Origin of the sequence: Streptomyces sp. NBC_00726 (assembly GCF_045161735.1) — a bacterium.
GTDB lineage: Bacteria > Actinomycetota > Actinomycetes > Streptomycetales > Streptomycetaceae > Streptomyces.
Genome location: NZ_CP108983.1, coordinates 1,736,847 through 1,760,075, shown reverse-complemented (window position 1 = coordinate 1,760,075; position 23,229 = coordinate 1,736,847). Strand labels below are relative to the sequence as shown.

20 protein-coding genes and 3 tRNA genes are annotated in these 23,229 nt (G+C 72.5%); 9 read left to right on the top strand and 14 right to left on the bottom strand.

The window, feature by feature from the left end; genetic code table 11:
- Positions 1–112: 112 nt before the first annotated feature.
- Positions 113–1,156 carry an RNA polymerase sigma factor gene (locus OG338_RS07900; protein ID WP_405936637.1) on the top strand — a complete coding sequence of 348 codons (1,044 nt, stop codon included), beginning with the start codon at positions 113–115 and terminating at the stop codon, positions 1,154–1,156.
- A 38-nt stretch (positions 1,157–1,194) separates the two neighbouring features.
- On the opposite strand, the gene OG338_RS07895 is transcribed toward OG338_RS07900, so the two are convergent.
- From OG338_RS07895 to OG338_RS07880, 4 genes are all read right to left on the bottom strand, one after another.
- The gene (locus tag OG338_RS07895) at positions 1,195–3,126 is read right to left on the bottom strand and encodes an ABC transporter ATP-binding protein (protein WP_405936636.1); all 1,932 of its coding nucleotides are present in this window, start codon (positions 3,124–3,126) and stop codon (positions 1,195–1,197) included.
- Complete coding sequence (locus tag OG338_RS07890) at positions 3,126–4,859, bottom strand: ABC transporter ATP-binding protein (protein WP_405936635.1); 1,734 nt, start codon at positions 4,857–4,859, stop codon at positions 3,126–3,128. Before OG338_RS07890 ends, OG338_RS07895 begins: the two co-directional genes overlap by 1 nt.
- A 135-nt stretch (positions 4,860–4,994) precedes the next feature.
- Entirely contained in the window at positions 4,995–6,440 is a 1,446-nt protein-coding gene (locus OG338_RS07885; protein WP_405936634.1) for an FGGY family carbohydrate kinase, read from the bottom strand.
- A gap of 77 nt (positions 6,441–6,517) precedes the next feature.
- Positions 6,518–6,823, bottom strand: coding sequence for a YtxH domain-containing protein (locus OG338_RS07880; RefSeq protein WP_403998952.1), 306 nt, complete (start codon positions 6,821–6,823; stop codon positions 6,518–6,520).
- A 180-nt stretch (positions 6,824–7,003) separates the two neighbouring features.
- Between OG338_RS07880 and OG338_RS07875 the strand changes: the two genes are divergently transcribed.
- From OG338_RS07875 to OG338_RS07865, 3 genes are all read left to right on the top strand, one after another.
- Positions 7,004–7,076: transfer RNA gene (locus OG338_RS07875), tRNA-Asn, on the top strand.
- A gap of 5 nt (positions 7,077–7,081) precedes the next feature.
- Positions 7,082–7,154: transfer RNA gene (locus tag OG338_RS07870), tRNA-Asn, on the top strand.
- 167 nt (positions 7,155–7,321) lie between these two features.
- A tRNA-Ile gene (locus OG338_RS07865) sits at positions 7,322–7,395 on the top strand.
- 97 nt (positions 7,396–7,492) lie between these two features.
- Here the strand turns inward: OG338_RS07865 and tsaD are convergent.
- Positions 7,493–8,548 carry a tRNA (adenosine(37)-N6)-threonylcarbamoyltransferase complex transferase subunit TsaD gene (tsaD, locus tag OG338_RS07860; RefSeq protein WP_405940351.1) on the bottom strand — a complete coding sequence of 352 codons (1,056 nt, stop codon included), beginning with the start codon at positions 8,546–8,548 and terminating at the stop codon, positions 7,493–7,495.
- A 115-nt stretch (positions 8,549–8,663) separates the two neighbouring features.
- On the opposite strand from tsaD, the gene OG338_RS07855 reads away from it, so the two are divergent.
- Entirely contained in the window at positions 8,664–9,938 is a 1,275-nt protein-coding gene (locus OG338_RS07855) for an MFS transporter (protein ID WP_405940350.1), read from the top strand.
- Between the two features lie 17 nt (positions 9,939–9,955).
- On the opposite strand, the gene OG338_RS07850 is transcribed toward OG338_RS07855, so the two are convergent.
- The 4 genes from OG338_RS07850 to OG338_RS07835 form a co-directional block, all read right to left on the bottom strand.
- Positions 9,956–10,762, bottom strand: a complete 807-nt coding sequence (locus OG338_RS07850) for a VOC family protein (RefSeq protein WP_405936633.1) — start codon at positions 10,760–10,762, stop codon at positions 9,956–9,958.
- 48 nt (positions 10,763–10,810) lie between these two features.
- On the bottom strand, positions 10,811–12,181 hold the full coding sequence (locus OG338_RS07845; protein WP_405936632.1) for a carboxyl transferase domain-containing protein: 1,371 nt from the start codon (positions 12,179–12,181) through the stop codon (positions 10,811–10,813).
- Complete coding sequence (locus tag OG338_RS07840) at positions 12,174–13,634, bottom strand: acyl-CoA synthetase (RefSeq protein WP_405936631.1); 1,461 nt, start codon at positions 13,632–13,634, stop codon at positions 12,174–12,176. The genes OG338_RS07845 and OG338_RS07840 overlap by 8 nt, the downstream gene beginning before the upstream one ends.
- A 269-nt stretch (positions 13,635–13,903) precedes the next feature.
- Complete coding sequence (locus OG338_RS07835; RefSeq protein ID WP_405936630.1) at positions 13,904–15,115, bottom strand: nitrate/nitrite transporter; 1,212 nt, start codon at positions 15,113–15,115, stop codon at positions 13,904–13,906.
- A 106-nt stretch (positions 15,116–15,221) separates the two neighbouring features.
- Between OG338_RS07835 and OG338_RS07830 the strand changes: the two genes are divergently transcribed.
- Positions 15,222–15,653, top strand: a complete 432-nt coding sequence (locus OG338_RS07830) for an Lrp/AsnC family transcriptional regulator (protein WP_026171549.1) — start codon at positions 15,222–15,224, stop codon at positions 15,651–15,653.
- 12 nt (positions 15,654–15,665) lie between these two features.
- On the opposite strand, the gene OG338_RS07825 is transcribed toward OG338_RS07830, so the two are convergent.
- From OG338_RS07825 to OG338_RS07810, 4 genes are all read right to left on the bottom strand, one after another.
- Positions 15,666–17,246: a GAF domain-containing protein gene (locus tag OG338_RS07825; RefSeq protein ID WP_405936629.1), complete on the bottom strand. Its 1,581-nt coding sequence runs from the start codon at positions 17,244–17,246 to the stop codon at positions 15,666–15,668.
- A 17-nt stretch (positions 17,247–17,263) separates the two neighbouring features.
- The gene (locus OG338_RS07820; RefSeq protein ID WP_405936628.1) at positions 17,264–18,301 is read right to left on the bottom strand and encodes a rod shape-determining protein; all 1,038 of its coding nucleotides are present in this window, start codon (positions 18,299–18,301) and stop codon (positions 17,264–17,266) included.
- Between the two features lie 201 nt (positions 18,302–18,502).
- Complete coding sequence (locus OG338_RS07815; RefSeq protein ID WP_405936627.1) at positions 18,503–19,081, bottom strand: hypothetical protein; 579 nt, start codon at positions 19,079–19,081, stop codon at positions 18,503–18,505.
- Between the two features lie 16 nt (positions 19,082–19,097).
- On the bottom strand, positions 19,098–19,529 hold the full coding sequence (locus OG338_RS07810) for a MarR family winged helix-turn-helix transcriptional regulator (protein WP_405936626.1): 432 nt from the start codon (positions 19,527–19,529) through the stop codon (positions 19,098–19,100).
- A gap of 134 nt (positions 19,530–19,663) precedes the next feature.
- On the opposite strand from OG338_RS07810, the gene OG338_RS07805 reads away from it, so the two are divergent.
- From OG338_RS07805 to OG338_RS07795, 3 genes are all read left to right on the top strand, one after another.
- Positions 19,664–20,683, top strand: coding sequence for an NADP-dependent oxidoreductase (locus OG338_RS07805; RefSeq protein WP_405936625.1), 1,020 nt, complete (start codon positions 19,664–19,666; stop codon positions 20,681–20,683).
- A gap of 89 nt (positions 20,684–20,772) precedes the next feature.
- Positions 20,773–21,201, top strand: coding sequence for an organic hydroperoxide resistance protein (locus tag OG338_RS07800; RefSeq protein ID WP_405936624.1), 429 nt, complete (start codon positions 20,773–20,775; stop codon positions 21,199–21,201).
- A gap of 240 nt (positions 21,202–21,441) precedes the next feature.
- A complete protein-coding gene (locus OG338_RS07795) occupies positions 21,442–22,227 on the top strand; it encodes an EI24 domain-containing protein (RefSeq protein WP_405940349.1) in 786 nt (261 codons plus the stop codon).
- On the opposite strand, the gene OG338_RS07790 is transcribed toward OG338_RS07795, so the two are convergent.
- Positions 22,228–23,220, bottom strand: a complete 993-nt coding sequence (locus OG338_RS07790) for an aldose epimerase family protein (protein WP_405936623.1) — start codon at positions 23,218–23,220, stop codon at positions 22,228–22,230.
- Positions 23,221–23,229 lie beyond the last annotated feature (9 nt).

Sequence of the window (23,229 nt, the reverse complement as noted above, 5' to 3'; positions counted from 1 at the left end):
CGCCCCTCGTGGCGGCTGTGTGTCGTACCCCACACTGATGGCGGTGCCCTGAGTCATCGGAGCGCGGCCCCACCCCCCGCGGTCCGGCAGCGATCACCTGGAGGTCGCCCCCGTGCAGACCCGGACCGTCACCGAAGCCGAGCGCGCCCCGGCCGTCCCCGTACAGGCCATGGCCGTGCACCACCCCGAGGGGGTCATGGAGGAGCCGGACGAGCCCCCGGAGCCGCGCGGGAGACCGGAGGCCGGGCCCACCTCGGACCTGTTCCGCCAGTATCTGCGCGAGATCGGGCGCATCCCGCTGCTCACCGCCGCCGACGAGGTGGAGCTCGCCCGGCGTATCGAGGCCGGCCTGTTCGCCGAGGAACGCCTCGCCCGCACCCCGGACCCCGACACCCGCCTCGCCGTCGACCTGGACCGGCTCGTCGTCATGGGCCGGATGGCCAAGCGCCGCCTCATCGAGGCCAACCTGCGCCTCGTCGTCTCCGTCGCCAAGCGCTATGTGGGCCGCGGCCTGACCATGCTCGACCTCGTCCAGGAGGGGAATCTCGGGCTGATCCGCGCCGTCGAGAAGTTCGACTACGCGCGCGGCTACAAGTTCTCGACGTACGCGACCTGGTGGATCCGGCAGGCCATGTCCCGCGCCCTCGCCGACCAGGCCCGGACCATAAGGGTCCCGGTCCATGTCGTGGAGCTGATCAACCGCGTCGTCCGGGTACAGCGCCGCATGCTCCAGGAACGCGGCTACGAGCCCACGCCCGAGGAGGTCGCCGCGCATCTCGGCCTGACGCCCGAACGGGTCGGCGAGATCCTCCGGCTGGCACAGGAACCGGTCTCGCTGCACGCCCCGGTCGGCGAGGAGGAGGACGTCTCGCTCGGCGACCTCATCGAGGACGGGGACGCCGCCTCCCCCGTGGAGTCCGCCGCCTTCCTGCTGCTGCGCCAGCACCTGGAAGCGGTGCTCTCCACCCTGGGCGAGCGTGAACGTAAGGTGGTCCAGCTGCGCTACGGGCTGGTCGACGGACGGCCCCGCACCCTGGAGGAGATCGGCCGCCTCTTCGGCGTGACACGCGAACGCATACGCCAGATCGAGTCCAGGACCCTCAGCAGACTCCGCGACCACGCCTCCGCCGACCAGCTCCGCGGCTACCTCGACTGAAACCCGCACCCGAGGCAGCCGCGAAGCGGCCGTACCGCTCAGTCGACCTCGGCGACCGCCTGCGCGAACTGCGCCGCGTACAGCCGGGCGTAGGCGCCCTTCGCGTCCAGCAGTTCGTCGTGCGTGCCCTGCTCCACGATCGAGCCGTTCTCCATGACCAGGATGACGTCGGCGTCCCGGATGGTGGAGAGCCGGTGCGCGATCACGAAGCTGGTACGGCCGTGCGCCAGGCCCGCCATCGCCTTCTGGATCAGCACCTCGGTCCGGGTGTCGACGGAGCTGGTCGCCTCGTCCAGCACGAGTATCACCGGGTCGGACAGGAACGCCCGGGCGATCGTGATCAGCTGCTTCTCGCCCGCGCTGACCCCGGAGCCCTCGTCGTCGATCACCGTGTCGTAACCGTCCGGCAGGGTCCGGATGAAACGGTCCGCGTGGGCCGCCCGCGCCGCCTCCTCGATGCGCTCACGGCTGACGTCGCCGGATGCCCCGTAGGCGATGTTCTCCGCGATGGTCCCGCCGAACAGCCAGGTGTCCTGGAGCACCATGCCGATGCCCGAGCGCAGGTCCGCCCGGGACATCTTCGCGATGTCCACGCCGTCCAGCGTGATCCGGCCGCCCGTCACCTCGTAGAACCGCATCAGCAGGTTGACCAGCGTGGTCTTGCCGGCGCCCGTCGGGCCGACGATCGCGACCGTGTGGCCCGGTTCGACGTTCAGCGACAGGTCCTCGATGAGCGGCTTCTCCGGGTCGTAGCGGAACGACACATGCTCCAGCGCGACGCTGCCGCGCAGGATGCCGGGGTGCTCGCCCTCGCCCTTCGCCGGGTCGGCCTCCTGCTCCTCGGCGTCCAGCAGCTCGAAGATCCGCTCTGCCGACGCGACACCGGACTGCACCAGGTTGGCCATCGAGGCGACCTGGGTCAGCGGCATCGAGAACTGCCGCGAATACTGGATGAACGCCTGCACATCACCGATCGACAGCGCCCCGGACGCCACCCGGAGCCCGCCGACCACCGCGATCAGCACGTAGTTCAGGTTCGACACGAACATCATCAGCGGCTGCATGATCCCGCTGTTGAACTGCGCCTTGAACCCGGCCTCGTACAGCGCCTCGTTCTGCTCGGCGAAGTCCTTCGCGGACTCCTCCTGCCGGCCGAAGACCTTCACCAGGGTGTGGCCGGTGTACATCTCCTCGATGTGGGCGTTGAGCTTGCCCGTCACCTTCCACTGCTGCACGAACTGCGGCTGCGAGCGCTTGCCGACCTTCGTCGCCACGACCACCGAGAGCGGCACGGTCACCAGCGCGACCAGCGCAAGGAGTGGCGAGATCCAGAACATCATCACCAGCACGCCGATGATCGTCAGCAGCGAGTTGATGAGCTGGCCCATCGTCTGCTGCATCGTCTGCGAGATGTTGTCGATGTCGTTCGTCGCCCGGCTCAGCACCTCGCCGCGCTTGGCGCGGTCGAAGTACGAGAGCGGCAGCCGCGACAGCTTCGTCTGGATGTCCTCGCGCAGCTGGAACACGACCCGGTTGATCACCCGGATCGACAGCCGCGTCGACACCAGCATCAGCAGCCCCGCGCCGACGTACACCGCGAGCGCCATCAGCAGGATGTCGCCGACCGCGCCGAAGTCGATGCCCTGCCCCGGCGTGAAGTCCACCCCGGACAGCATGTCGGCCAGCCCGCTGTTGCTCCTGCGCAGGCCCTCCACGGCCTGCTCCTTGGTCGTCCCCGCGTCCATCGACCGGCCGACGACCCCGGCGAAGACCAGGTCCGTCGCCTTGCCGAGGATCTTCGGGCCGACCACGGAGAGCCCGACGCTGCACGCGACCGCGAGCAGCATCACGTACAGGGTGTTCTTCTCGGCGGCGAAGCGCTTCAGCAGCCGCTTCGCGGACCCCTTGAAGTCCATGGACCGCTCGGTCGGCGCCCCGCCCGCCATCATGCGTCCGCCAGGCCCGGCCATTACGCGGCCTCCGCTTCCGTCAGCTGGGAGAGCACGATCTCCCGGTACGTGTCATTGCCGTCCATCAGCTCGTGATGGGTGCCGGTCCCGACGACCCGCCCCTCGTCCAGCACGATGATCCGGTCGGCCTCCCGGATGGTGGAGACCCGCTGGGCCACGATCACCACGGTCGCCTCGGCGGTCTCCCGCCCGAGCGCCGTACGCAGCGCCGCGTCGGTCGCGTAGTCCAGCGCCGAGAACGAGTCGTCGAAGAGGTAGATCTCCGGGCGCTGCACCAGCGTCCGCGCGATCGAGAGCCGCTGGCGCTGACCGCCGGAGACATTGGTGCCGCCCTGCGCGATCGGCGCGTCGAGCCCGTGCTCCAGGGCCTGGACGAACTCCTTCGCCTGGGCCACCTCCAGCGCGTGCCACAGCTCCTCGTCGGTCGCGTCCGGATTCCCGTACCGCAGATTCGTCGCGACCGTCCCCGAGAAGAGGTACGGCTTCTGCGGGACCAGGCTCACCGTCTTCGCCAGCAGCACCGGATCCAGCGTCCGCACATCGGCCCCGTCGACCAGCACCTGGCCGTCCGTCACATCGAACAGCCGGGGCACGAGCCCGAGCAGCGTCGACTTCCCGCTGCCCGTCGACCCGATGATCGCGGTCGTCTCGCCCGGCCGTGCCACCAGCTCCACCGCCCGCAGCACCGGCTCCTCGGCGCCCGGGTAGCGGAAGTCCGCGCCGCGCACCTCCAGATGCCCGTGGGCGCGCAGCTCGCGCACCGGCTCGACCGGCGGGACGACGCTGGACTCCGTCTCCAGGACCTCCTGGATGCGCTCGGCGCACACCTCGGCGCGCGGCACCATCATGAACATGAAGGTCGCCATCATCACCGACATGACGATCTGCATCAGATAGGCGAGGAACGCGGTCAGCGCGCCGATCTCCATCCCGCCGCTGTCGATGCGGTGCGCACCGAACCAGACCACCGCGATGGACGACACGTTCACCACGGTCATCACCGTCGGGAACATCAGGGCCATCAGCCGGCCGGTCGACAGCGCCACGTCCGTCAGCTCGGTGTTGGCACCCCGGAAGCGCCCCTCCTCGTAGCCGTCGCGCACGAACGCGCGGATGACGCGGTTGCCGGTGATCTGCTCGCGCAGCACCCGGTTCACCGTGTCGAGCCGCTTCTGCATCTGCCGGAACAGCGGACGCATCTTCCGCACGATCAGGCTGACCGAGATCCCGAGGACCGGCACCACCGCGAGCAGCACCGCCGAGAGCGGCACATCCTGGCCCAGCGCCATGATGATCCCGCCGACACACATGATCGGCGCCGACACCATCAGCGTGAACGTCATCAGGACCAGCATCTGGATCTGCTGGACGTCATTGGTCGTACGGGTGATCAGCGACGGGGCGCCGAACCGGCCGACCTCGCGCGAGGAGAAGGACTGCACCCGGTCGAAGACCGACGCCCGCACGTCCCGCCCGAGCGCGGACGCGGTGCGGGCGCCGATGTAGACGGCCCCGATGTTGCAGACCACCTGGGCGATGCTGACGACGATCATCACGCCGCCGTACTGGAGGATGTAGCCCGTGTCCCCCTTCACGACACCGTTGTCGATGATGTCGGCGTTGAGCGTCGGCAGGTAGAGCGTGGCGCAGGTCTGCAACAGCTGGAAGACGACCAGCACCGCGATCGGTTTCTTGTACGGACCGAGATAGGCCCGCAGGAGTTTTATGAGCACGCGTGTCTCTCGGAGTCGGCGTAGGTCGGGGGAGCCGACCCATCTTCCGGCACCGCTCACCGGGACCGCGAACGTTTTTATTCAAGTCCAGGTCAAAAAACGGACCCGGTCCATAATTTCGCGGTCCCTCCGCACTCACTGTGCCGGGTCGAACGCTCCCGGGTGAATCTGGTCCCGCGTCGCGATGTACTGCTGGCGCACCGCCTGCCCCACGGCCAGCTCCTCGCCGGGCTCCAGCACCTGCGCCGCCGCGCCCTGCCAGGCCGGGGGAGTGCGCCCGTCGAGCGCCCCCTGTGAGACCCCGAGCGCCCACGCCGCCTGCCGGGCCGCGCCCAGCGCCGCGTACTGGGCGGGCTGCGGCACGACCACCTGCGTCCCGAGCAGCGCGGGCGCCAGCTGCCGCACCGCGGGCAGCTCGGCCGCCGCGCCCAGCAGGAACACCCGCCGCACCTCCACGCCCCGGCCGCGCAGCACGTCGAGCGCGTCCGCCAGCGAGCAGAGCATCCCCTCGAACGAGGCCCGCGCCAGGTGCTCCGGCTTCATCGACTCGCGCCGCAGCCCGCACAGCGTCCCCGCGGTGTGCGGCAGCTGCGGGGTGCGCTCACCCTCCAGATACGGCAGGAGTACGAGCCCCGAGGAGCCCGGCGTCGATTTCAGGGCCAGCGCGGACAGGGCCTCGATCCCCTCCACGTCCAGCATCTCGGCGGTCCCGCGCAGCGCGCGTACGGCGTTCGACGTGTGGACCACCGGCAGGTGCATGCCCGTCGCGTCGGCGAACGAGGTGATCATCCCGGTCGGATCGGCCAGCGCCTCCCGGTGCACGGCCATCACGGAGCCCGAGGCCCCCAGCGACACGACCGCGTCCCCGACCCCGACGCCCAGGCCGAAGGCCGCCGCCATGGTCTCGCCGGTCCCCGCGGAGATCAGCAGCCCCTCCGGCGTCATCCCGGCGGCGTCGGACGGACCGAGCACCTCCGGCAGCGCGGCCTGGTGCCCCAGCGCCAGCTCCACCAGATCCGGCCGGTAGGACTCCGTCCCCGCCGACCAGTAGCCCGTGCCGGACGCGGCGCCCCGGTCGGTGGTCCGCCGGGCCGGCCGCCCGAGCAGCTGCCACACCAGCCAGTCGTGCGGCTGGAGCACCGCCGCCACCCGCTGCGCCTGCTCCGGCTCGGACCGCGCCAGCCAGCGCAGCTTCGCCACCGGCTGCGCGGACTGCGGCACCGCGCCGACCGCCTCGGCCCACGCCTGCCGCCCGCCCAGCCCCTCGATCAGATCGGCCGCGGCGGCCTGCGCCCGCTTGTCGTTGCCGAGCAGCGCCGGGCGTACGAGGTTGCCCTGCTGGTCCAGGGGGACGAGCCCGTGCTGCTGCGCGGAGACGCCGATGGCCTGCACCCCTTCGAGCAGCCCGCCGGTGGCGGCCTCACCCAGGGAGAGCAGCCACGCCTGCGGATCGGCCTCGGCGGCCTTGGCCTCGACGGGGTGCGGGGCGTACCCCTCGCGCAGTACGGCGCCCGTGTCCGTATCGCAGACCACGATGTGTGTGAACGCGGAAGAACTGTCCAAGCCGGCGACTATGCCCATACACAGATTCTGCCGCACCTCCGGAGGTTTCCCGTACCGGTGATGCGGCAGAAGCGACGGCGGGGCCGGCCGGTCGACTAGGTGTTCGTGGTCCCCCAGTCGTCCTCCACGCCGTTCCCGTTCCCGCGCCCCCGCATGGACCGGACCCGGTCCGTCACGGACGCCGGCACCTTGTCGCCGACCTTCTCGCCCACGGCGTGGTACGCCTTGCCCGCGAACTCCCGGCCGCTCTGGGCGGCGGTCTCGCAGGTGTTGCGCACGGCCGGGTTCTGGGCGAACTGGCGCGCGGACTTCTTCAGCTGCTCGTAACGCTCGCGCCCGGCCCGCGTGCCGAGCACGTAACCGAGGGCCACTCCGGCGATGAACGTGAGCCGGTACCGCATGGCTGCCACCCTTCCTACGCTCCGTGCGACGTGTGCTGCCCGCCTACCCGCGGACGCCCGAGATCACCCCGGCCGATACCGATTGGCAAAGCACCCCCCTGCTTGCGCTAATGTATGTGTCGCAGCGAGCGCGCGCCGCCCGGCATCCGCCAGGCAGGTACGTTCGAGGCACCGCAGCAATCCCCTGTAGCTCAATTGGCAGAGCAGCCGGCTGTTAACCGGCAGGTTACTGGTTCGAGTCCAGTCGGGGGAGCGCGATCCCCTGTAGCTCAATTGGCAGAGCATTCGGCTGTTAACCGGAGGGTTACTGGTTCGAGTCCAGTCGGGGGAGCGATCGGAAGAGGACCCCCTCCGGGGTCCTTTTTCGTGTGTCCGGAACCGGTCGGCGACCAGCACCGTCTTCATGGTCATCGGCAGCCGGGCAGCCGCAGCGGGAGATCGTATGACCGGCTATGCTGCGGCAGACGGTGCGCACACTTGTACGCGCCACGCCGAGACGGGGCGGTAGCTCAGCCGGTTAGAGCAGCGGACTCATAATCCGTCGGCCGTGGGTTCGAGTCCCACCCGCCCCACTGGTTTTACCCTGCGGAAACGTTCTGACCTGCGGGAACGTTGGTTTCGCGGCGAGGAATCAGCCGCATCCGCCCAGGACGATCCTCCGCGCCGGGCTCACGCGGCTCCCGCCGGCGCGGCGGCCGGGTTGAGCGCGGCGTACTCCAGGGGTGCCGACGGGTCGATGGAGACGTTCAGCTGTGCCGGGTCCGCGCCCGCCCGTACCAACAGGTCGCCGACGGCGGCGATCATCGCTCCGTTGTCGGTGCACAGGGTCAGCGGCGGTACGCGCAGTTCGACCCCGGCCGCCGTGCAGCGCTCCTCGGCCAGGGCCCTGACCCGGGAGTTGGCCGCGACGCCGCCGACGACGACCAGGGTGCGGACGTCGTACTGGCGGCAGGCGGCCAGGGCCTTGCGGGTCAGGACGTCCGCGACGGCTTCCTGGAGCGAGGCGGCGCCGTCGGCCAGCGGGATGTCCTCGCCGCGCAGGCGGTGCTGTTCGGCCCAGCGGGCGGCGGCCGTCTTCAGCCCGGAGAAGGAGAACGCGTACGGGTCCTCCTTCGAGCCCAGCAGCGGCCGGGGGAAGGCGACGGCGCGGGGATCGCCGTCGCGGGCGGCCCGGTCGATGGCCGGTCCGCCCGGGTAGGGGAGGCCGAAGACGCGGGCGACCTTGTCGAAGCACTCGCCCGCGGCGTCGTCCACGGTGTCGCCCAGGTGCAGGATCGGATCGCGCACCAGGTCGCGTACCAGCAGCAGCGAGGTGTGGCCGCCGGAGACGATGAGGACCATGCACGGGTCGGGCAGCGGGCCGTGTTCCAGGGTGTCGGCGGCCACGTGCCCGGCCAGGTGGTGCACCCCGTAGAGCGGCACGCCCGCCGCGTAGGCCAGGGACTTCGCCCCGGCCAGGCCGACCTGGAGGGCGCCGGACAGACCGGGGCCGGTGGTCACCGCGACGGCGTCGAGATCCCGCACCCCCAGCCCCGCCTGCGCCAGGGCCTCCCGGACGACGGGGTTGAACGCCTGGAGATGGGCGCGAGCCGCGATCTCCGGGACGACTCCGCCGAAGCGGGCGTGCTCGTCCATGCTCGACGCGACGACGTGCGCGAGCAGCCGGCCGCCCGAGACGATCCCCACGCCCGTCTCGTCACACGACGACTCGACGCCCAACACCACCGGAGTCCGCACGGCCTCTCCTTTTCGCACATAGTTCGTTACTGCAATCTATGTGCAATAAGGTACTGGGCAGCAGGGGTGAGAGCGGTCGATACCATTCCGCGTGACCGAATCCCTGACCGAATCCGCCGAGGGCTCCGGTGAGCCGGCGGCCCGTGGGCGGATATTCGCCGATCTGACCCCTTTGCGGACCTCGCCCGACTACCGGCGGCTCTGGTTCGGGAACACCGTGTCGTGGGTCGGGCAGGGGATGACCGCGCTGGCGGTCTCGTTGCAGGTGTACGACCTGACCGGGTCGGCGTTCTCCGTGGGGCTCATCGGGGCGTGTTCGCTGGTGCCGCTCGTGGTGTTCGGGCTGTACGGGGGTGCTGTCGCGGACACCATGGACCGGCGGAAGCTGGGGCTGGCCAGTGCGTTCGGGTCGTTCCTGCTGTCGGTGGCGCTCGTCGGGGTCACCGTGGCGGGGGTCGAGCAGGTGGGGGTGCTGTACGGGGTTGTCGCGCTCCAGGCCGTCTGCTTCGCGCTCAACTCGCCCGCCCGCTCCTCGATGATCGCCCGGCTGCTGCCGGCCGAGCAGCTGCCGGCCGCGAACGCGCTGAACTCGATGACCAGCACCACCGGCACGCTCGTCGGGCCGATGCTCGGCGGGCTCATCGTCGGCTGGTGGGGCTACCGCGCCGCGTACGGGGTCGACGCCGTCACCTTCACGGCCTCCCTCTACGCGATGTGGCGGCTGCCCTCCATGCTGCCGGAGCGGGACGACGCGGCGGACCGGAAGCGGGCCTCCGTGCTGGACGGGCTGCGGTTCCTGGGGACCCGGCCCAATCTGCGGATGACGTTCCTCAGCGACCTGTGCGCCATGGTGCTCGCCCAGCCCCGCGCGCTCTTCCCCGTCGTCGCCGTCCTCTGGTACGGGGGCGACGCGAAGACCACCGGACTGCTCGTCGCCGCACCGGCGCTGGGGGCGCTCCTCGGCGGGGTGTTCTCCGGGTGGCTGGGGAGCGTCCGGCGGCACGGGCTCGCGGTCCTGGTCGCCGTCGCCTGCTGGGGCGCCGCCGTCGCCGTCTTCGGGCTGACCCGGCAGCTCTGGCTGGGCATCCTGTTCCTCGCGCTCGCCGGGGCCGCCGACACCACGTCCATGGTCTTCCGCAACACCATGCTCCAGGCGGCCGTCCCGGACGAGCTGCGCGGCCGGCTCCAGGGCGTCTTCATCGTGGTGGTGGCCGGCGGGCCCCGGCTGGGGGACTTCCTCGCCGGGTCCGCCGCCGACCTGACGTCCCCCGGTCTCGCCGTGACCGGGGGCGGGATCGCGTGTGCCGTCGCCGTGGGGCTGCTCGCGCTGCGGTGGCCCGGGTTCGCCCGGTACGACGCGCGCAGCCCAGAGGCGTAAAGGCCCTGCGGCAGGCCCTACGACTCCCTCTTCAGCTTCGGCATCTCGCCGTCCGTCGTACCGCTGTCGAACACCGAGAACGGTGCGCCCTGCGGGTCCGTGAGCGCGGCGAACCTGCCGAACGGGATGGTCATCGGGCCGAACCGCAGCGTCGCGCCCAGCGACTTCGCCTTCTCCACCGCCGCGTCGCAGTCGTCCACCGCGAAGTACACGTTGATGTACGCCGGGACCTCCGGCGGGAAGTCCTCCGTCATCCGCATGCGGCCCAGGACCGGGTCGGTGCCCAGGTCGTAGAGCGTGAAGTCGGCGCCCTCGTCCACCATGCGCTGCACGCCGTACCCGAAGACCGCCGGGAAGAAGGTGTCCGCCTTCTCCGGGGCGCGGGTGAAGACCTCGGCCCAGGTGAAGGCGCCGGGGACCCGGCCGGCCTCGAAGCCCCGGTGGCTGCCGGGCTGCCAGACGCCGAAGGTCACCCCGCCGGGGTCGGTGGCCAGCACCATCGTGCCGAACTCACCCACCCGCATCGGCTCCACCAGGACGGTGCCGCCGTTCTCGCGGATCTTCGACGCGGTGGCGGCCGCGTCCGGCGAGGCCAGATACAGGCACCAGCCGGTCGGCATCCCGCCAGGACCCGGCGGCATCAGCGCGGCGACCGCCTTGCCGTCCACATGGGCCTGGGTGTAGTTGCCGTACTCCGGCAGCGACTCGCCGAACGTCCAGCCCAGCAGCTCACCGTAGAAACGTTTCGCGCCCTCCGGATCGGTGAACGTCGCGTCGGCCCAGCACGGTGTGCCCTCGCTCATTTCTGCGGGCATCGTGGTCATCTCCTCGTACGAGTGAATGCCCCCCTTTTTTCGTGAACGCCTCCTTGTTCACGCTAGCCAGCCTTCACGCCCCCTGCCCGTCGGCTCGCGGCCCACGACCGAGCGGGCCACGCCCAGCTCCACCAGGTCCTGCGGGCGCAGCCGCAGTTGGTCCGCCGTGTCCCGGACCCGGTCCGGGGAACGCTTCAGGATCGCGGCGGCCGGTTCGGGGGCGATGACCGAGAAGTAGCTGTCCGGGGTGACGTGTGTGTGGTCCGGCGCGGCCAGCGCCAGCGCCCCGCCGGAGCCGCCCTCGCCGATCACCAGCGTCGTGACCGGGACCCGGGCCGCCGCCACCGCCGCGAAGGCGTCCGCGATGGCCGCCCCCGCGCCCGCCCGCTCCGCCTCCGCGTCGTTGGCCGCGCCCGGCGTGTCGATCAGCGTGAGGACCGGGACGCCCAGGCGGTCGGCGAGCCGGATCACCCGGGCCGCCGTGCGGTAACCGGCCGGGCGCGTCGCCGTACCGCACTGCGCCACGTAAGCCACCGCACGCCCCTCGCGCACCCCGAATCCGCACAGCAGCCCCGGGTCCGTGCCGCCGCAGCGGTCGCCGCTCAGCGGCAGGCGCGCGTCGAAGTAGGCGTCCAGATAGGCCCCGGCGCGCGGCCGGTCCGCCGCCCGCGCGCGGAGCACCGCGTCCCAGCCCGTCTCCGGCAGTCCCGTCGCCGCGAGCGCCGCTGGGACCGGGGCGGGGGCGGGCGGGGCGTCCTTGCGGGCGAGCAGGCCGAGCCAGCGGCCGACCGTGCCCGGCAGCTCCCCGGGCGGCACGACCGCGTCGACCGAACCGGCCGCGAGCTGGCCCTCGGCGGTGTACGCGGCGGGGTCGGCGCCGGGCGGACGCACCCGCGACCCGGCGAACCCGATCTGCGCCCCGGGCACCGCCAGGATCACATCCGCGCCCGCGCCCAGCGTGGCCCAGCCGCCGCCGGTCGTCGGGTCGCGCAGGACCGCGAGCTGCGCCGGGCCCGCCGCCCGCAGCCGGGCCGAGGCACGGGCCACCCGCTGGAGCTGGGTGAGCGCGATCATGCCCTCCTGCATCCGGCTGCCGCCCGTCGCGATGAGCGAGACGAGCGGCAGCCCCCGGGTGACCGCCTCCTCGTACGCGGCTTCGAGCCGGTCCCCGGTGCGCTGCCCGAGCGACCCGCCCAGGAACCCGAACTCGAAGGAGAGCAGCACGCAGGGATGCCCGCCGACCGTCGCGGTGCCGTGCACGACGGACTCCTGCTCGCCGGTACGCGCGGTGGCCCGGGCCCGCGATTCCGCGTAGCCGGTCCAGCCGAGCGGGCCGTCACCGTCGGTGTCCCCGGCGGGGGCGGGCAGCTCCGTGAATCCGTCCGTGAGCGCGGCGATCGCCTCGCGGGCCGTCAGCCGATCAGCCATGGAGCGCCCGCTTCATGATCTTGCCCAGGTCGTTGCGCGGCAGCGCGTCCAGGTAGCGGACGGTACGCGGCCGCTTGTGCGGGGCGAGCTGGGCGGTGACATGGTCCGCCAGCTCACCGGCGGTGGGCGGGGCGGCCGGGTCGGCGGGCACCACCCAGGCCACGATCCGCTCGCCCAGATCCGCGTCGGGCTCCCCGGTGACCGCCGCCTCCCGCACACCGGGGTGGTCGAGCAGCGCGTTCTCGATCTCGCCGGCGCCGATCTTGTAGCCGCCGCTCTTGATCAGGTCCGTGGCCTTGCGGCCGACGATGCGCACATAGCCGTCCGGGTCGAGCGTGGCCATGTCGCCCGTCCGGAACCAGCCGTCCTCGGTGAGCGCGGCGGCCGTCGCGTCGGGCCGGTTGAGGTAGCCGGTGAACAGGTTCGGGCCGCGCACCTGGATCTCGCCGATCGCGTCCGCGCCGGTGAGCGGGGTGCCGTCCTCCTCGACCAGGCGCAGCTCCACCCCGCGCAGGGGCGGGCCGACCGTGCCGGGGCGCGGGGCGCCGTCGGCCCGTACGCCCGTGTTCATCAGGGTCTCCGTCATGCCGTACCGCTCGATGACCCGGCGGCCGGTCGCCGCCGCGATGCGCTCGTGGTCGTGGACCGGCAGCGCGGCCGACCCGGAGACCAGCAGCCGGGCGCCCGCGAGGGCCTTCGTGAGCCCGGCCGGCGCGTCCGGGTCCGCCAGCGCCTCCGCGAGCCGGTGGTACATCGTCGGTACGCCGAACAGCATCGTGGCGCCCGCGCCCAGCTCCCGGGCCACGCCCTCCGGCGAGAACCGGCCCAGGTGGCGCACCGAGCCGCCCCGGCGCAGGGGGCCCAGGACGCCGAGGATCAGCCCGTGCACGTGGAACAGGGGGAGCGCGTGCACCAGGACGTCGTCGGCGGTCCACCCCCAGGCGTCCTCCAGCGCGTCCAGCGACGCGGCGAGCGCCCGGCGGGGGAGGACGGCGCCCTTCGGCGGGCCGGTCGTCCCGGAGGTGTACACGACGAGCGCGGGGGACTCCGGGTCCGGTTCCGGGAGGGCGGCGGCGGGCGCGGGGTCCGTGGGCGCGGTGGTGACGTCCAGGCGGGCCAGGCCGGCCAGGGCGGGCGGGAGCACGTCGTCGGGCGCGGCGAGCACCAGGGAGGGCGCGCTGTCCGCCACGATGTGCGCCAGCTCCCGTTCCCCGGTCCTCGGGTTCAGCGGGACGGCCGGCACCCCGGCCCGGAGCGCGGCGACCACCGCGACGACGGTGTGCGCGGTCGGGGTGGCCCAGACGGCGACCCGGCCCGCGCCGGTGAGGCGGGCCGCCAGGGCGTCGGTGACCCGGGCCAGCCCGGAGTAGGTGAGGGTGACGTCGTCGAACCGGACGGCCTCGCGGGCGGCTGCCGGACCGGACACGTCCTGAAGTGCGGGCAGAAGTGGCATCACCCTGCGCACCCTAGGGCCTGTCTGACAATTCCCGTCTGCCGGGCGACGCCATGCACGCACTCTCGCCGCACCGGCCCCAGACCCCAGTACATCCAGTACAGGGGTCTGGGGCCGGCACGCCGAGAGCACACGCCTGACGCCGCCCGGCCCGCCCTCCGGGCGGACGACGCGAATTGTCAGACAGGCCCTGGATCGCGGCGCTCCCCCCGGCCCCGGGAACCGGCGCGAATGAGGCCCGCCTCACGCCCCGGCGCGCGCCCCGCCCCTCACCCGTCCCGCCGCACGTTCCGCATGCGCCCGTACGCGTACACACAGCCCGCCAGTGCCAGGTCGGACAGGAGCATGAAGCCGATCGAGTACGAGTCCTTCGCGCTGTAGATCGCGCCCATCACCAGCGGCGGCACGAACCCGCCGAGCCCGCCCATCGCGCCGACGATGCCGGTCACGCTGCCCACCTTCGCCTGCGGGGTGACCTGCGAGACCAGCGCGAAGACGCTGCCGCTCGCCGTGCCCAGGCCCGCCGCCATGACCAGCAGCGCGATCGTGCCGGTCGGGTCGAGCCGTGGGTCGAACGCCTGGACGATCGCCATCAGGGCGGCCACCCCCAGCGCCACGGAGGTGACCAGCGCCGGGTGCATCCGGTCCGAGAGCCAGCCGCCGATCGGCCGGAAGATGACCGTGACCAGGGCGAACCCGGCCGCCTTCGTGCCGGCGTCGGTCGGTGTCAGCTCGTACCAGGTCTTGAGGTACGTCGGCAGGTACACGCCGAACGCCACGATGCCGCCGAAGCCGATCGCGTACAGCGCGGACAGCTCCCAGGTGACCCGCAGCCGGCCCGCCGAGCCCAGCCGGTGCGCCAGCGAGTCCGTCGGCACCGTGCGGCCCGGGTGGTCGTTGATGAGCGCCCCGGCGAGCGCCGCGTACACCACGAGGGCGCCGGCGACCACGAGGAACGGCAGGTTGTCGCCGTGCTTGGCGATGCGCGGCGTGAAATAGCCGGACAGCGCGACGCCGCCCATGCCCATGCCGAAGACGCCGAGCGCGAGCCCGCGTTTGGCGGGCGGGAACCACGAGTTGACCAGCGGAATGCCGATCGCGAACGTCGTGCCGCCGATCCCCAGCAGAAACCCCACGGCGAGCATCGCCCCGTACGAGTTCTTCGCCGGGATCAGCAGCAGCACCGGCAGGATCGTCAGCGCCGAGGTCAGCGGGAACAGCAGCCGCGCCCCGAACTTGTCGGTCAGCGCGCCCACCGGAATCCGGCCCAGCGAGCCGACCAGCACCGGCACCGCCACCAGCAGCGACTGCTGGAACGAGCTCAGGCCGAGGCGGTCCTTGTAGTCCCCCGACATCGGCGCGATCAGGTTCCACGCCCAGAAGGTGAGCGTGAAGCCGATCGTGGCCATGATCAGATTCCGGTACGCGGCCGGACCCGGGGCGTCCACGGGTGCGGGTGACTGCTTCGCGGCTGTGTCCACACGGCCAGTCAAGAACGGCCACGGGCCGTGGGCGCGTCGGCCTGCTCCGTACGGGGGACACTTCCCCACCCTTCGAATACGCGCCGAAACTGCCACAATAGGGACCATGGATCGTCTGGACAGGGAAATCCTCGGTGTCCTCCAGGAGGACGCCCGGATCTCGTACCGCGACCTGGGCGTACGGGTCGGACTCAGCGCCAACGCGGCGGCCGACCGGGTCCGGCGGCTGCGCAAGGACGGCGTCATCCGCGGCTTCACGGTGATCGTGGACCCGGCCGCCGACACCCGCACCGGGCTCGTCGTCTTCATCGACGTGACCCTGCGGATGGACACCACCAACGAGACGTTCGAACGGGCGGTGCTGACCCTGCCCGGCATCACCGAGGTCGTGCACGTGACGGGCGGCCACGACTATCTCGTACGCGCCACCGCCGCCGACACCGCGGCCCTCGACACTCTGCTGCGCCGCCTCAAGCGCGAGGCGGGTGTCGCCCACTCGAACACCAGGGTCGCCCTGCGGGCCGCGCCGGGCCCGTGACGTCCGGCGCCCTCACAGCGGCGCCTCCCAGGTCACCGTCCGTGCCCGTGAACCGTCCGGCTCGTGCCCGTCGTCCGCCACCGTGAGGCGGACCGCGCCCCGCCCGTCCGGCAGGGTGGCCGTCGCGTCCACCTCCACCTCGATCGCCGAGACCCCGGCCCGCCGGTGCGCCGCCGCCAGCGCGCCCCGCAGCGCCGCGAGCAGCCGCCCGCCGACCGGCTCCGGTACCAGCGCGTCCACCGCCCCGGCGAACCGTACCGACGGCTGGAAGCCGAGCACCGCCGCCGCGCCCCCGGTCTCCCGGAGCACCTGGCCCCGGAAGGTGGCGGGGGCATCGGCGGGCGGCTGCTGGAGCGCGAAGATGGCCGTCCGCACCTCCTGGATCGTGGAGTCCAGCTCGTCCACGGCCGTCCCGAGCAGCTCGCCCGTCTCCCCGGCACCGGCCCTGCGGCGCGTCGACTCCAGCATCATCTCGGTGGCGAACAGCCGCTGGACGACCAGATCGTGCAGATCACGCGCGATCCGGTCGCGGTCCTCGTACACCGCCAGCCGCTCCCGGTCCTGCTGCGAGTCCGCCAGCACCAGCGCCAGCGCGGCCTGCGAGGCGAACTGCGCGGCCAGCAGCCGGTCCACACCGGTGTACGGGCGGGCGCCGCGCCGCCGGGGCAGGGCGAGCGTCCCGATGAGCCGGCCCCCGCTCTGCAACGGCAGCATCATGCTCGGCCCGAACCGCGAGCGTACGGGGGTGGTCATCCGGGGATCGGTCGCCGAGTCGTCGATGAAGACCGCCTCGCCGCCCAGCAGCTGCACCAGGACCGGCGAACCGGGCGCGATCGCGGTGCCCACAAGACCCGCCGGGTCCTCGTGCGTCGCGGCGGCGACGATCTCCATCCCGCCGTCGTCGGTGGGCTGGAGGATCACCCCGGCCGAGGCGTCACTGAGCAGCCGGGCCCGCTCCGCCACCGTCGTCAGCGCGTCGGCCGGGTTCGCACCGGTGAGCAGGGTGTTGGTGACGGCCGCCGCACCCTCGATCCAGCGCTCCCGCCGGCGGGCGCTCTCGTACAGCCGGGCGTTGCCGATCGCGATGCCCGCCTGTGCGGAGAGCACCTTCAGCAGCCCCGCGTCGGTCTCCGTGAAGGGGCCGGTGCGCTTCTCGGCGAGGTAGATGTTGCCGAAGACCTCGTGGTGCACCCGGATCGGGGCGCCGAGGAAGGAGCGCATCGGGGGATGCCCGGGCGGGAGGCCGTGGGCGCGCGGGTCGGCGGGCAGGTCGTCGGAGCGGAGCGGGCCCGGCGCGTCCGCGAGCGCGCCGAGCAGGCCCGTGTGCCCGTCCGGGAAGTCGCCGATCGCCGCCTGCTCCTCCTCGGTCAGCCCGCATACGTACAGCTCGCGGATGGTGCCGTGCCCGGGGTCCAGTACGCCCAGCGCCCCGTACCGGGCGTCGGTCAGGGCGGTCGCGGTGTCGGTGATCTGCTGGAGCGTGGCCCGGAGTCCGAGGTCCGAGCCGACGCTCAGCACGGCTTCGAGGAGCCGGGGCAGCAGCGGCGAGCTGGGCAGGCCGCGGTCCGGGGGCGCCCCCGGCCGGTCCGTCATCACCGCTCCCGCCGGGGTCAGCTCGCCAGCGGGTCGAGCACCAGGGGGCTGATCTCGCCCTCCATCATGGCGCCCAGGCCGAGGATCGAGCAGGTGTCGGGCCGCTCCGCGATGTGCACCGGCACGCCGGTCGCGTCGCGCAGCATCTGGTCGAGGCCGGGCAGCAGGGCGCTTCCGCCGACCATCATGATCCCGCAGTCGGCGAGGTCGGCGACCAGGTCGGGCGGGCAGTCCCGCAGCACCTTGCCGACGCCGTCCAGGACCGCGGTGAGCGGGCGGTGGATCGCCTGCCGGATCGCGGCGGTGTCGACCTGGACGGACCGGGCGAGTCCGGTGGCGACGTCCCGGCCGTGGATCTCGGTGACCGAGGGGCCCCGCGCGGTCAGCCCGGTGCCGCTGAGGGCGAGCTGGAGGGGGCGCACGGACTGGCTCGGCAGCATCAGTTCGTGGTGCTGGCGCAGGTGCTGGATGACCGCGTGGTCGATGGCGTCGCCGCCGACCGGGAGGCGGACCGCCGTCACGATCGAGCCGAGCGAGAGCACCGCGATCTGCGTCGTCGCGGCCCCGCACACCATGATCATGGTCGCGGTCGGCTGCTCGACCGGCAGCCCGCAGCCGACGGCCGCCGCGATCAGGGTGTCGACCAGCTCCACCCGCCGGGCGCCGAGGCCGACCAGGGTCTCCACGGAGGCCCGCCGCGCCAGCGGGTCGCTGTCGTGCGGGGTGCAGGCGGCGGCGCGCAGCCAGGGCTTGCGGCGCAGCTGGCGCCGGAGCTTCTCGCCGAGCAGGTGGCGCAGCATGCGCTGGGCCATCTCGATGTCCACGACGGTCCCGCCGGACACGGGCCGGGCCACCCGGATGTAGTCCGGCGTCCGGCCCGTCATCTGCTCGGCGAGCGCGCCCACGGCGATCAGTGACCCGGTACGGGTGTTGACGGCGGCCACACTCGGCTCGTCCACGACGAGGCCGGGCCCCTTCACGTACACCCGGGTGCGGGCGGCCCCCAGGTCGACGGCGACATGGCAACGGCGCAACTGCTCAAGGCTGACGGTCACGGCGGGTTCCTCCCGAGAGCGCTGAGGACGACCGGCGAACAGCCGGCCCACCTGAAGCCTGCGCCGTTCGGGGACGCGCCGCCCGCTGGACTGGTCCGGAGGAGGGACAACCTGACGGCGTGTCGAGCGTGTTGCGCGCGGGGCGCTCGCTCACCGGTCACACGCGGCCCGCGCGGACGAACCCGGCTGGTCCTGGCCCCCTCAGCCGCCGCTCCCCGGAACCACCCGCTGCAACAACCCCCATGTGAACTCCGCGACGCACGCGCCCGCCCCGGACCCCACCCCCAGCGCGAACCGGGTCGGCGCGCTTCCCTCCATCGGGCGGGCCGGGGCGAAGGCCCGGGCGACCTCGTCCACCGTGCACGACCACGGCACCAGGTCGTCCACCGTGCGGAGCACCGGCGCGCCGGCGCCCCGCGCCCGTACCAGCCACTCGTTCCACACCGCCCCGCCCGGCGCCACCAGCACCTCGAACCGCAGCTCCGGCCAGAGCGGCACCGGCCACAGCAGCACGTCGAACTCCAGGTCACCGATGGCCCGGCGGCCCGTCGGCTCCGGCTCGCCGAGCACCGACCGGTACCGCCGCAGCGCGCCCCGCCCGCGCGGCGCGCGGACCATGGCCTGCCATCGCCGGTTCGCCTCCCGCATCTCCGCGAGCGTCGCGCTCAACTCGTGCCGGGCGTCCTCCACCAGCCCCGGCTGGTGGTCCGCCATCCGGCGCAACAGGACGAGCTGGAACTCGCGGGGCCCGAAGGGGGCGGAAGCGCTCATGCCCCCCATCGTGCCCGCCCGCCGCTCAGGCGCCGGCGCCCAGCATCCTTCGCAGCAGATCCCGCAGCACCGTCCGGTCCGCCACGGGCAGCCCCGCCAGCGGCTCCCGCGCGAAGTCCAGCGCGTCCCGCAGCTGCGCGGCCGTCGCCGCGCCCCGCTCGGTCGGCGCGGCCAGCTTCACCCGGCGGTCGGCCGGGTCCGGGCGCCGTTCCACCAGGCCGCGAGCCTCCAGCCGGTCCACGATGCCGGTCACATTGGACGGTTCGCACTTCAGCTTCTGGGCGATCCGGCGCATGGGAAGCGGCTCGACGGACAGCAGCCCCAGCACCCGGGCCTGCGCGCCGGTGAGGCTGTGTGCGGCGGCGGCCTGCTCGTACTCCTCGTAATAACGCGCGACGACGCTGCCGATGAGCTCGATGACTTCGAGAGTCAGGGGATCTGTGCGCGAGGTGGCCATGACACCCAGGATACCCAGTTGCTTGACAACATGAAATATCCAGGAGCATGGTTGTTTCAGGTAGTGAAGCTTTTCGCCGCCGAGACACCCCGAGACACCCGCACCCCACCCCCACACAGAGGAGACCCGAGCCCATGTCTGCCGCTCTTCCCGCGTCCGGCCGCGAATGGCACCTCACCGCCCGCCCGCACGGCTGGCCGAAGACCGAGGACTTCGCGCTGCGTGAGGCCCCGGTCGCCGCCCCCGCCGAGGGCCGCGTCCTCGTGCGCAACCTGCACTTCTCCGTCGACCCGTACATGCGCGGCCGGATGAACGACGTGAAGTCGTACACCCCGCCGTTCAAGCTCGACCACCCCATGGACGGCGGCGCCGTCGGCGAGGTCGTCGCCTCGAACGCCGAGGGCTTCCAGGCCGGCGACCACGTCCTGCACGGCCTCGGCTGGCGCGAGTACGCGAGCGTCCCCGCCCAGCACGCGGTGAAGGTCGACGCCTCGCTCGCCCCGCTCTCCGCCTACCTCGGCGTGCTCGGCATGCCCGGCCTCACCGCCTACGCCGGCCTGTTCGACGTGGCGTCCTTCAAGGAGGGCGACGCGGTCTTCGTCTCCGGCGCCGCCGGCGCGGTCGGCAGCCAGGTCGGCCAGATGGCGAGGATCAAGGGCGCGTCCCGGGTCATCGGCTCCGCCGGCTCCGACGAGAAGGTCAAGCTCCTCACCGAGGAGTACGGCTTCGACGCCGCGTTCAACTACAAGAACGGCCCCGTCGCCGAGCAGCTGCGCAAGGCCGCCCCCGACGGCATCGACGTCTACTTCGACAACGTCGGCGGCGAGCACCTGGAGGCCGCGCTCTCCTCGTTCAACGTGCACGGCCGCGCCACCATCTGCGGCATGATCGCCCAGTACAACGCCACCGAGCCCACCCCCGCCCCGCGCAACCTCGCGCTGGTCATCGGCAAGCGGCTGCGCCTCCAGGGCATGCTGGTCGGCGACCACGCCGACCTCCAGCAGCAGTTCGTCCAGGACGTGGCCGGCTGGCTGGCCTCGGGCGAGCTGAAGTACCGCGAGACCGTGGTCGAGGGCATCGAGAACGGCGTCGACGCCTTCCTCGGTCTGCTGCGCGGTGAGAACACCGGAAAGATGATCGTCTCCCTCGGCTGAACCGCTCTTCCCCGTACCCGCTAGGCTCAACCCCAGGCCGTCGCGATCGTGGGCGCGAGTCGCGGCGCATCAGCAGAGGAAATCTCAGCATGACCATTCAGGACATCGCCGTCGCTTACACCGCCGTCGCCACCGCGGAGAACGGCCGCGACGGCCGCGTCGCCTCGGACGACGGCAAGCTCGACGTCGTCGTCAACCCGCCGAAGGAGCTGGGCGGCAGCGGCGCCGGCACCAACCCGGAGCAGCTCTTCGCCGCCGGCTACAGCGCCTGCTTCCAGGGCGCGCTGGGCGTCGTCGCCCGCCGGGTGAAGGCCGACATCTCCGGCTCCACGGTGACCGCGGCGGTCTCCATCGGCAAGACCGAGGCCGGCGGCTTCGGCCTGGAGGTCGCCATCACCGCGACCATCCCGAACGTCGACCGGGCGACCGCACAGGCACTCATCGAGCAGGCCGACCAGGTCTGCCCGTACTCGAACGCCACACGCGGCAACATCAAGGTGGAGCTCGCGGTCGCCTGACCGCCCCCGCACCACTGAACCGAGCCCCGTCCCGTATCCCGCTAGGCTGACGCCATGCGTGATCCAGGCCGTGCCCGCAAATTCCCGTCTGGCCCGCGACGCCTGGCACGCACTCTCGCCGCACCGGCCGAAATCCCTAGTACATCCAGTACGAGGGATGTCGGCCGGCACGCCGAGAGCACGCACCAGACGCCGCGGGCCACGCCCTTCGGGCGTACGACGGGAATTTCCGGGCACGGCCTGGGGGCGGGGCTCGGCTTTCTGATCAGGGGCCAGCGCTGGGTGTTCGGCCACGGCAAGTGGTTCGGTATAGGGCTGCTGCCCGGTCTGATCACCCTCGTGCTGTACGCGGGCGCCCTCGTCGGCCTCGGCTACGGCGCCGACGACCTGGTGGCGTGGGCGACGCCGTTCGCCGACGACTGGTCCTCGCCCTGGCCGGGCCTGCTGCGCAACACCCTGACCGTGCTGGTCTTCGTGCTCGGCCTGTTCCTGGCCGTGATCACCTTCACCGCCGTGACCCTGCTGGTCGGGCAGCCCTTCTACGAGTCGCTGTCCGAGGAGGTCGAGCGCACCGAGGGCGGCACGGTCCCCGCATCCGGACTGCCGCTCTGGCGGGAGCTGTGGATCTCCGCCCGCGACAGCGTGCGCATCCTGGTGCGGGTCGGGCTGTACGCGATCCTGCTCTTCGCCCTCGGATTCGTGCCCGTGGCCGGGCAGACCGTCGTCCCCGTCCTCGGCTTCTGCGTCACCGGGTACTTCCTGGCCGAGGAGCTGACCGCCGTCGCGCTCCAGCGCCGGGGCATGGTGCTGAAGGACCGCCTCGCCCTGCTGCGCGGCCACCGCCTGCGCACCCTCGGCTTCGGCGTACCCCTGGGGCTGGCCTTCATGCTGCCGTTCGTCGCCGTGTTCCTGATGCCCGGCGCCGTCGCGGGGGCGACCCTGCTGGCGCGGGGCCTGGTGGGCGAAGAGGACACGGACGAGGAACCGGACGGCGCGGCCCAGGCCGAGACGGCCGCCGAAGGCTGATCAGCGCACCGAGAACCCGTACACCGTCGTGGACGTGAACACCTCGCCCGGCCGCAGCACCGTGCTCGGGAACTCCGGGCGGTTCGGCGAGTCCGGGAAGTGCTGGGTCTCCAGAGCGATCCCGGCACACGGGCCGAACGGCCGCCCGTCGAAGTGGTCCGCCGTGTACAGCTGAAGCCCCGGCTCCGTCGTCGTCACCGTCAGCACGCGCCCGGACCCCTCGTCGTACAGCTCCGCCGCCGGAGCCGTACCGTCGAGCACGAAGTTGTGGTCGTACTCCTTGGTCACCGGCCGGGGCTCCCGGAAGTCGAAGCGGGTGCCCGCCACCGGCAGGAGCTCACCGGTCGGCAGCGACTCCGCGTCCACCGGAGTGACCGCCTCCGCCGCGATCCGCAGCCGCTGGCCGAGCGCGCTGCCGCTGTCGGCGCCCGCGAGGTTCCAGTAGGTGTGGTTCGTCGGGCTGAGCACGGTCGGCGCGTCCGTCACCGCCCGGTACGCGATGCGCAGCGCCCCGTCCTCGTCCAGCGTGTACGACGCCGTCAGCTCGACGCGCCCCGGGAAACCCTCCTCGCCGTCCGCCGAGACCAGGGACAGCTCCACCCCGTCCGGGATCGCCCGCGCGTCCCACACCCGCTTGTCGAAGCCGCACGCCCCGCCGTGCACCTGGTTGCGGCCCTCGTTGCGCGTGAGGTGGTGCGTACGGCCGTCCAGCTCGAAGGACGCCCCGCCGATCCGGTTCGCGTACCGGCCGACGAGCGCGCCGAAGTACGGCCCGGTGTACTCCTGGTACGAGGCCAGGTCCGGCAGCCCGAGCGCGATCCCGTCCCGCACACCGTCCCGGTCCGGCACCTCGGCCGACTGCACGATCCCGCCGTACGTCAGGATGCACACCCGTGTGCCGTCCCGCTCCAGCGTCCAGCGGTGCACCGCGGTGCCGTCCGCCAGGGTGCCGAAGTGCTCCGTACCGATCACCGTGCCCGAACCCGTCTGCATGATCAGCGA

Bases quoted from the DNA above. Each gene is read 5' to 3' on its own strand.
- OG338_RS07895 (WP_405936636.1), bottom strand. From the start codon at position 3,126: ATGGCCGGGCCTGGCGGACGCATGATGGCGGGCGGGGCGCCGACCGAG.
- OG338_RS07885 (WP_405936634.1), bottom strand. From the start codon at position 6,440: ATGGGCATAGTCGCCGGCTTGGACAGTTCTTCCGCGTTCACACACATC.
- OG338_RS07880 (WP_403998952.1), bottom strand. From the start codon at position 6,823: ATGCGGTACCGGCTCACGTTCATCGCCGGAGTGGCCCTCGGTTACGTG.
- OG338_RS07850 (WP_405936633.1), bottom strand. From the start codon at position 10,762: ATGACCACGATGCCCGCAGAAATGAGCGAGGGCACACCGTGCTGGGCC.
- OG338_RS07845 (WP_405936632.1), bottom strand. From the start codon at position 12,181: ATGGCTGATCGGCTGACGGCCCGCGAGGCGATCGCCGCGCTCACGGAC.
- OG338_RS07840 (WP_405936631.1), bottom strand. From the start codon at position 13,634: ATGCCACTTCTGCCCGCACTTCAGGACGTGTCCGGTCCGGCAGCCGCC.
- OG338_RS07830 (WP_026171549.1), top strand. From the start codon at position 15,222: ATGGATCGTCTGGACAGGGAAATCCTCGGTGTCCTCCAGGAGGACGCC.
- OG338_RS07825 (WP_405936629.1), bottom strand. From the start codon at position 17,246: ATGACGGACCGGCCGGGGGCGCCCCCGGACCGCGGCCTGCCCAGCTCG.
- OG338_RS07815 (WP_405936627.1), bottom strand. From the start codon at position 19,081: ATGGGGGGCATGAGCGCTTCCGCCCCCTTCGGGCCCCGCGAGTTCCAG.
- OG338_RS07810 (WP_405936626.1), bottom strand. From the start codon at position 19,529: ATGGCCACCTCGCGCACAGATCCCCTGACTCTCGAAGTCATCGAGCTC.
- OG338_RS07805 (WP_405936625.1), top strand. From the start codon at position 19,664: ATGTCTGCCGCTCTTCCCGCGTCCGGCCGCGAATGGCACCTCACCGCC.
- OG338_RS07800 (WP_405936624.1), top strand. From the start codon at position 20,773: ATGACCATTCAGGACATCGCCGTCGCTTACACCGCCGTCGCCACCGCG.
- OG338_RS07790 (WP_405936623.1), bottom strand. From the start codon at position 23,220: ATGCAGACGGGTTCGGGCACGGTGATCGGTACGGAGCACTTCGGCACC.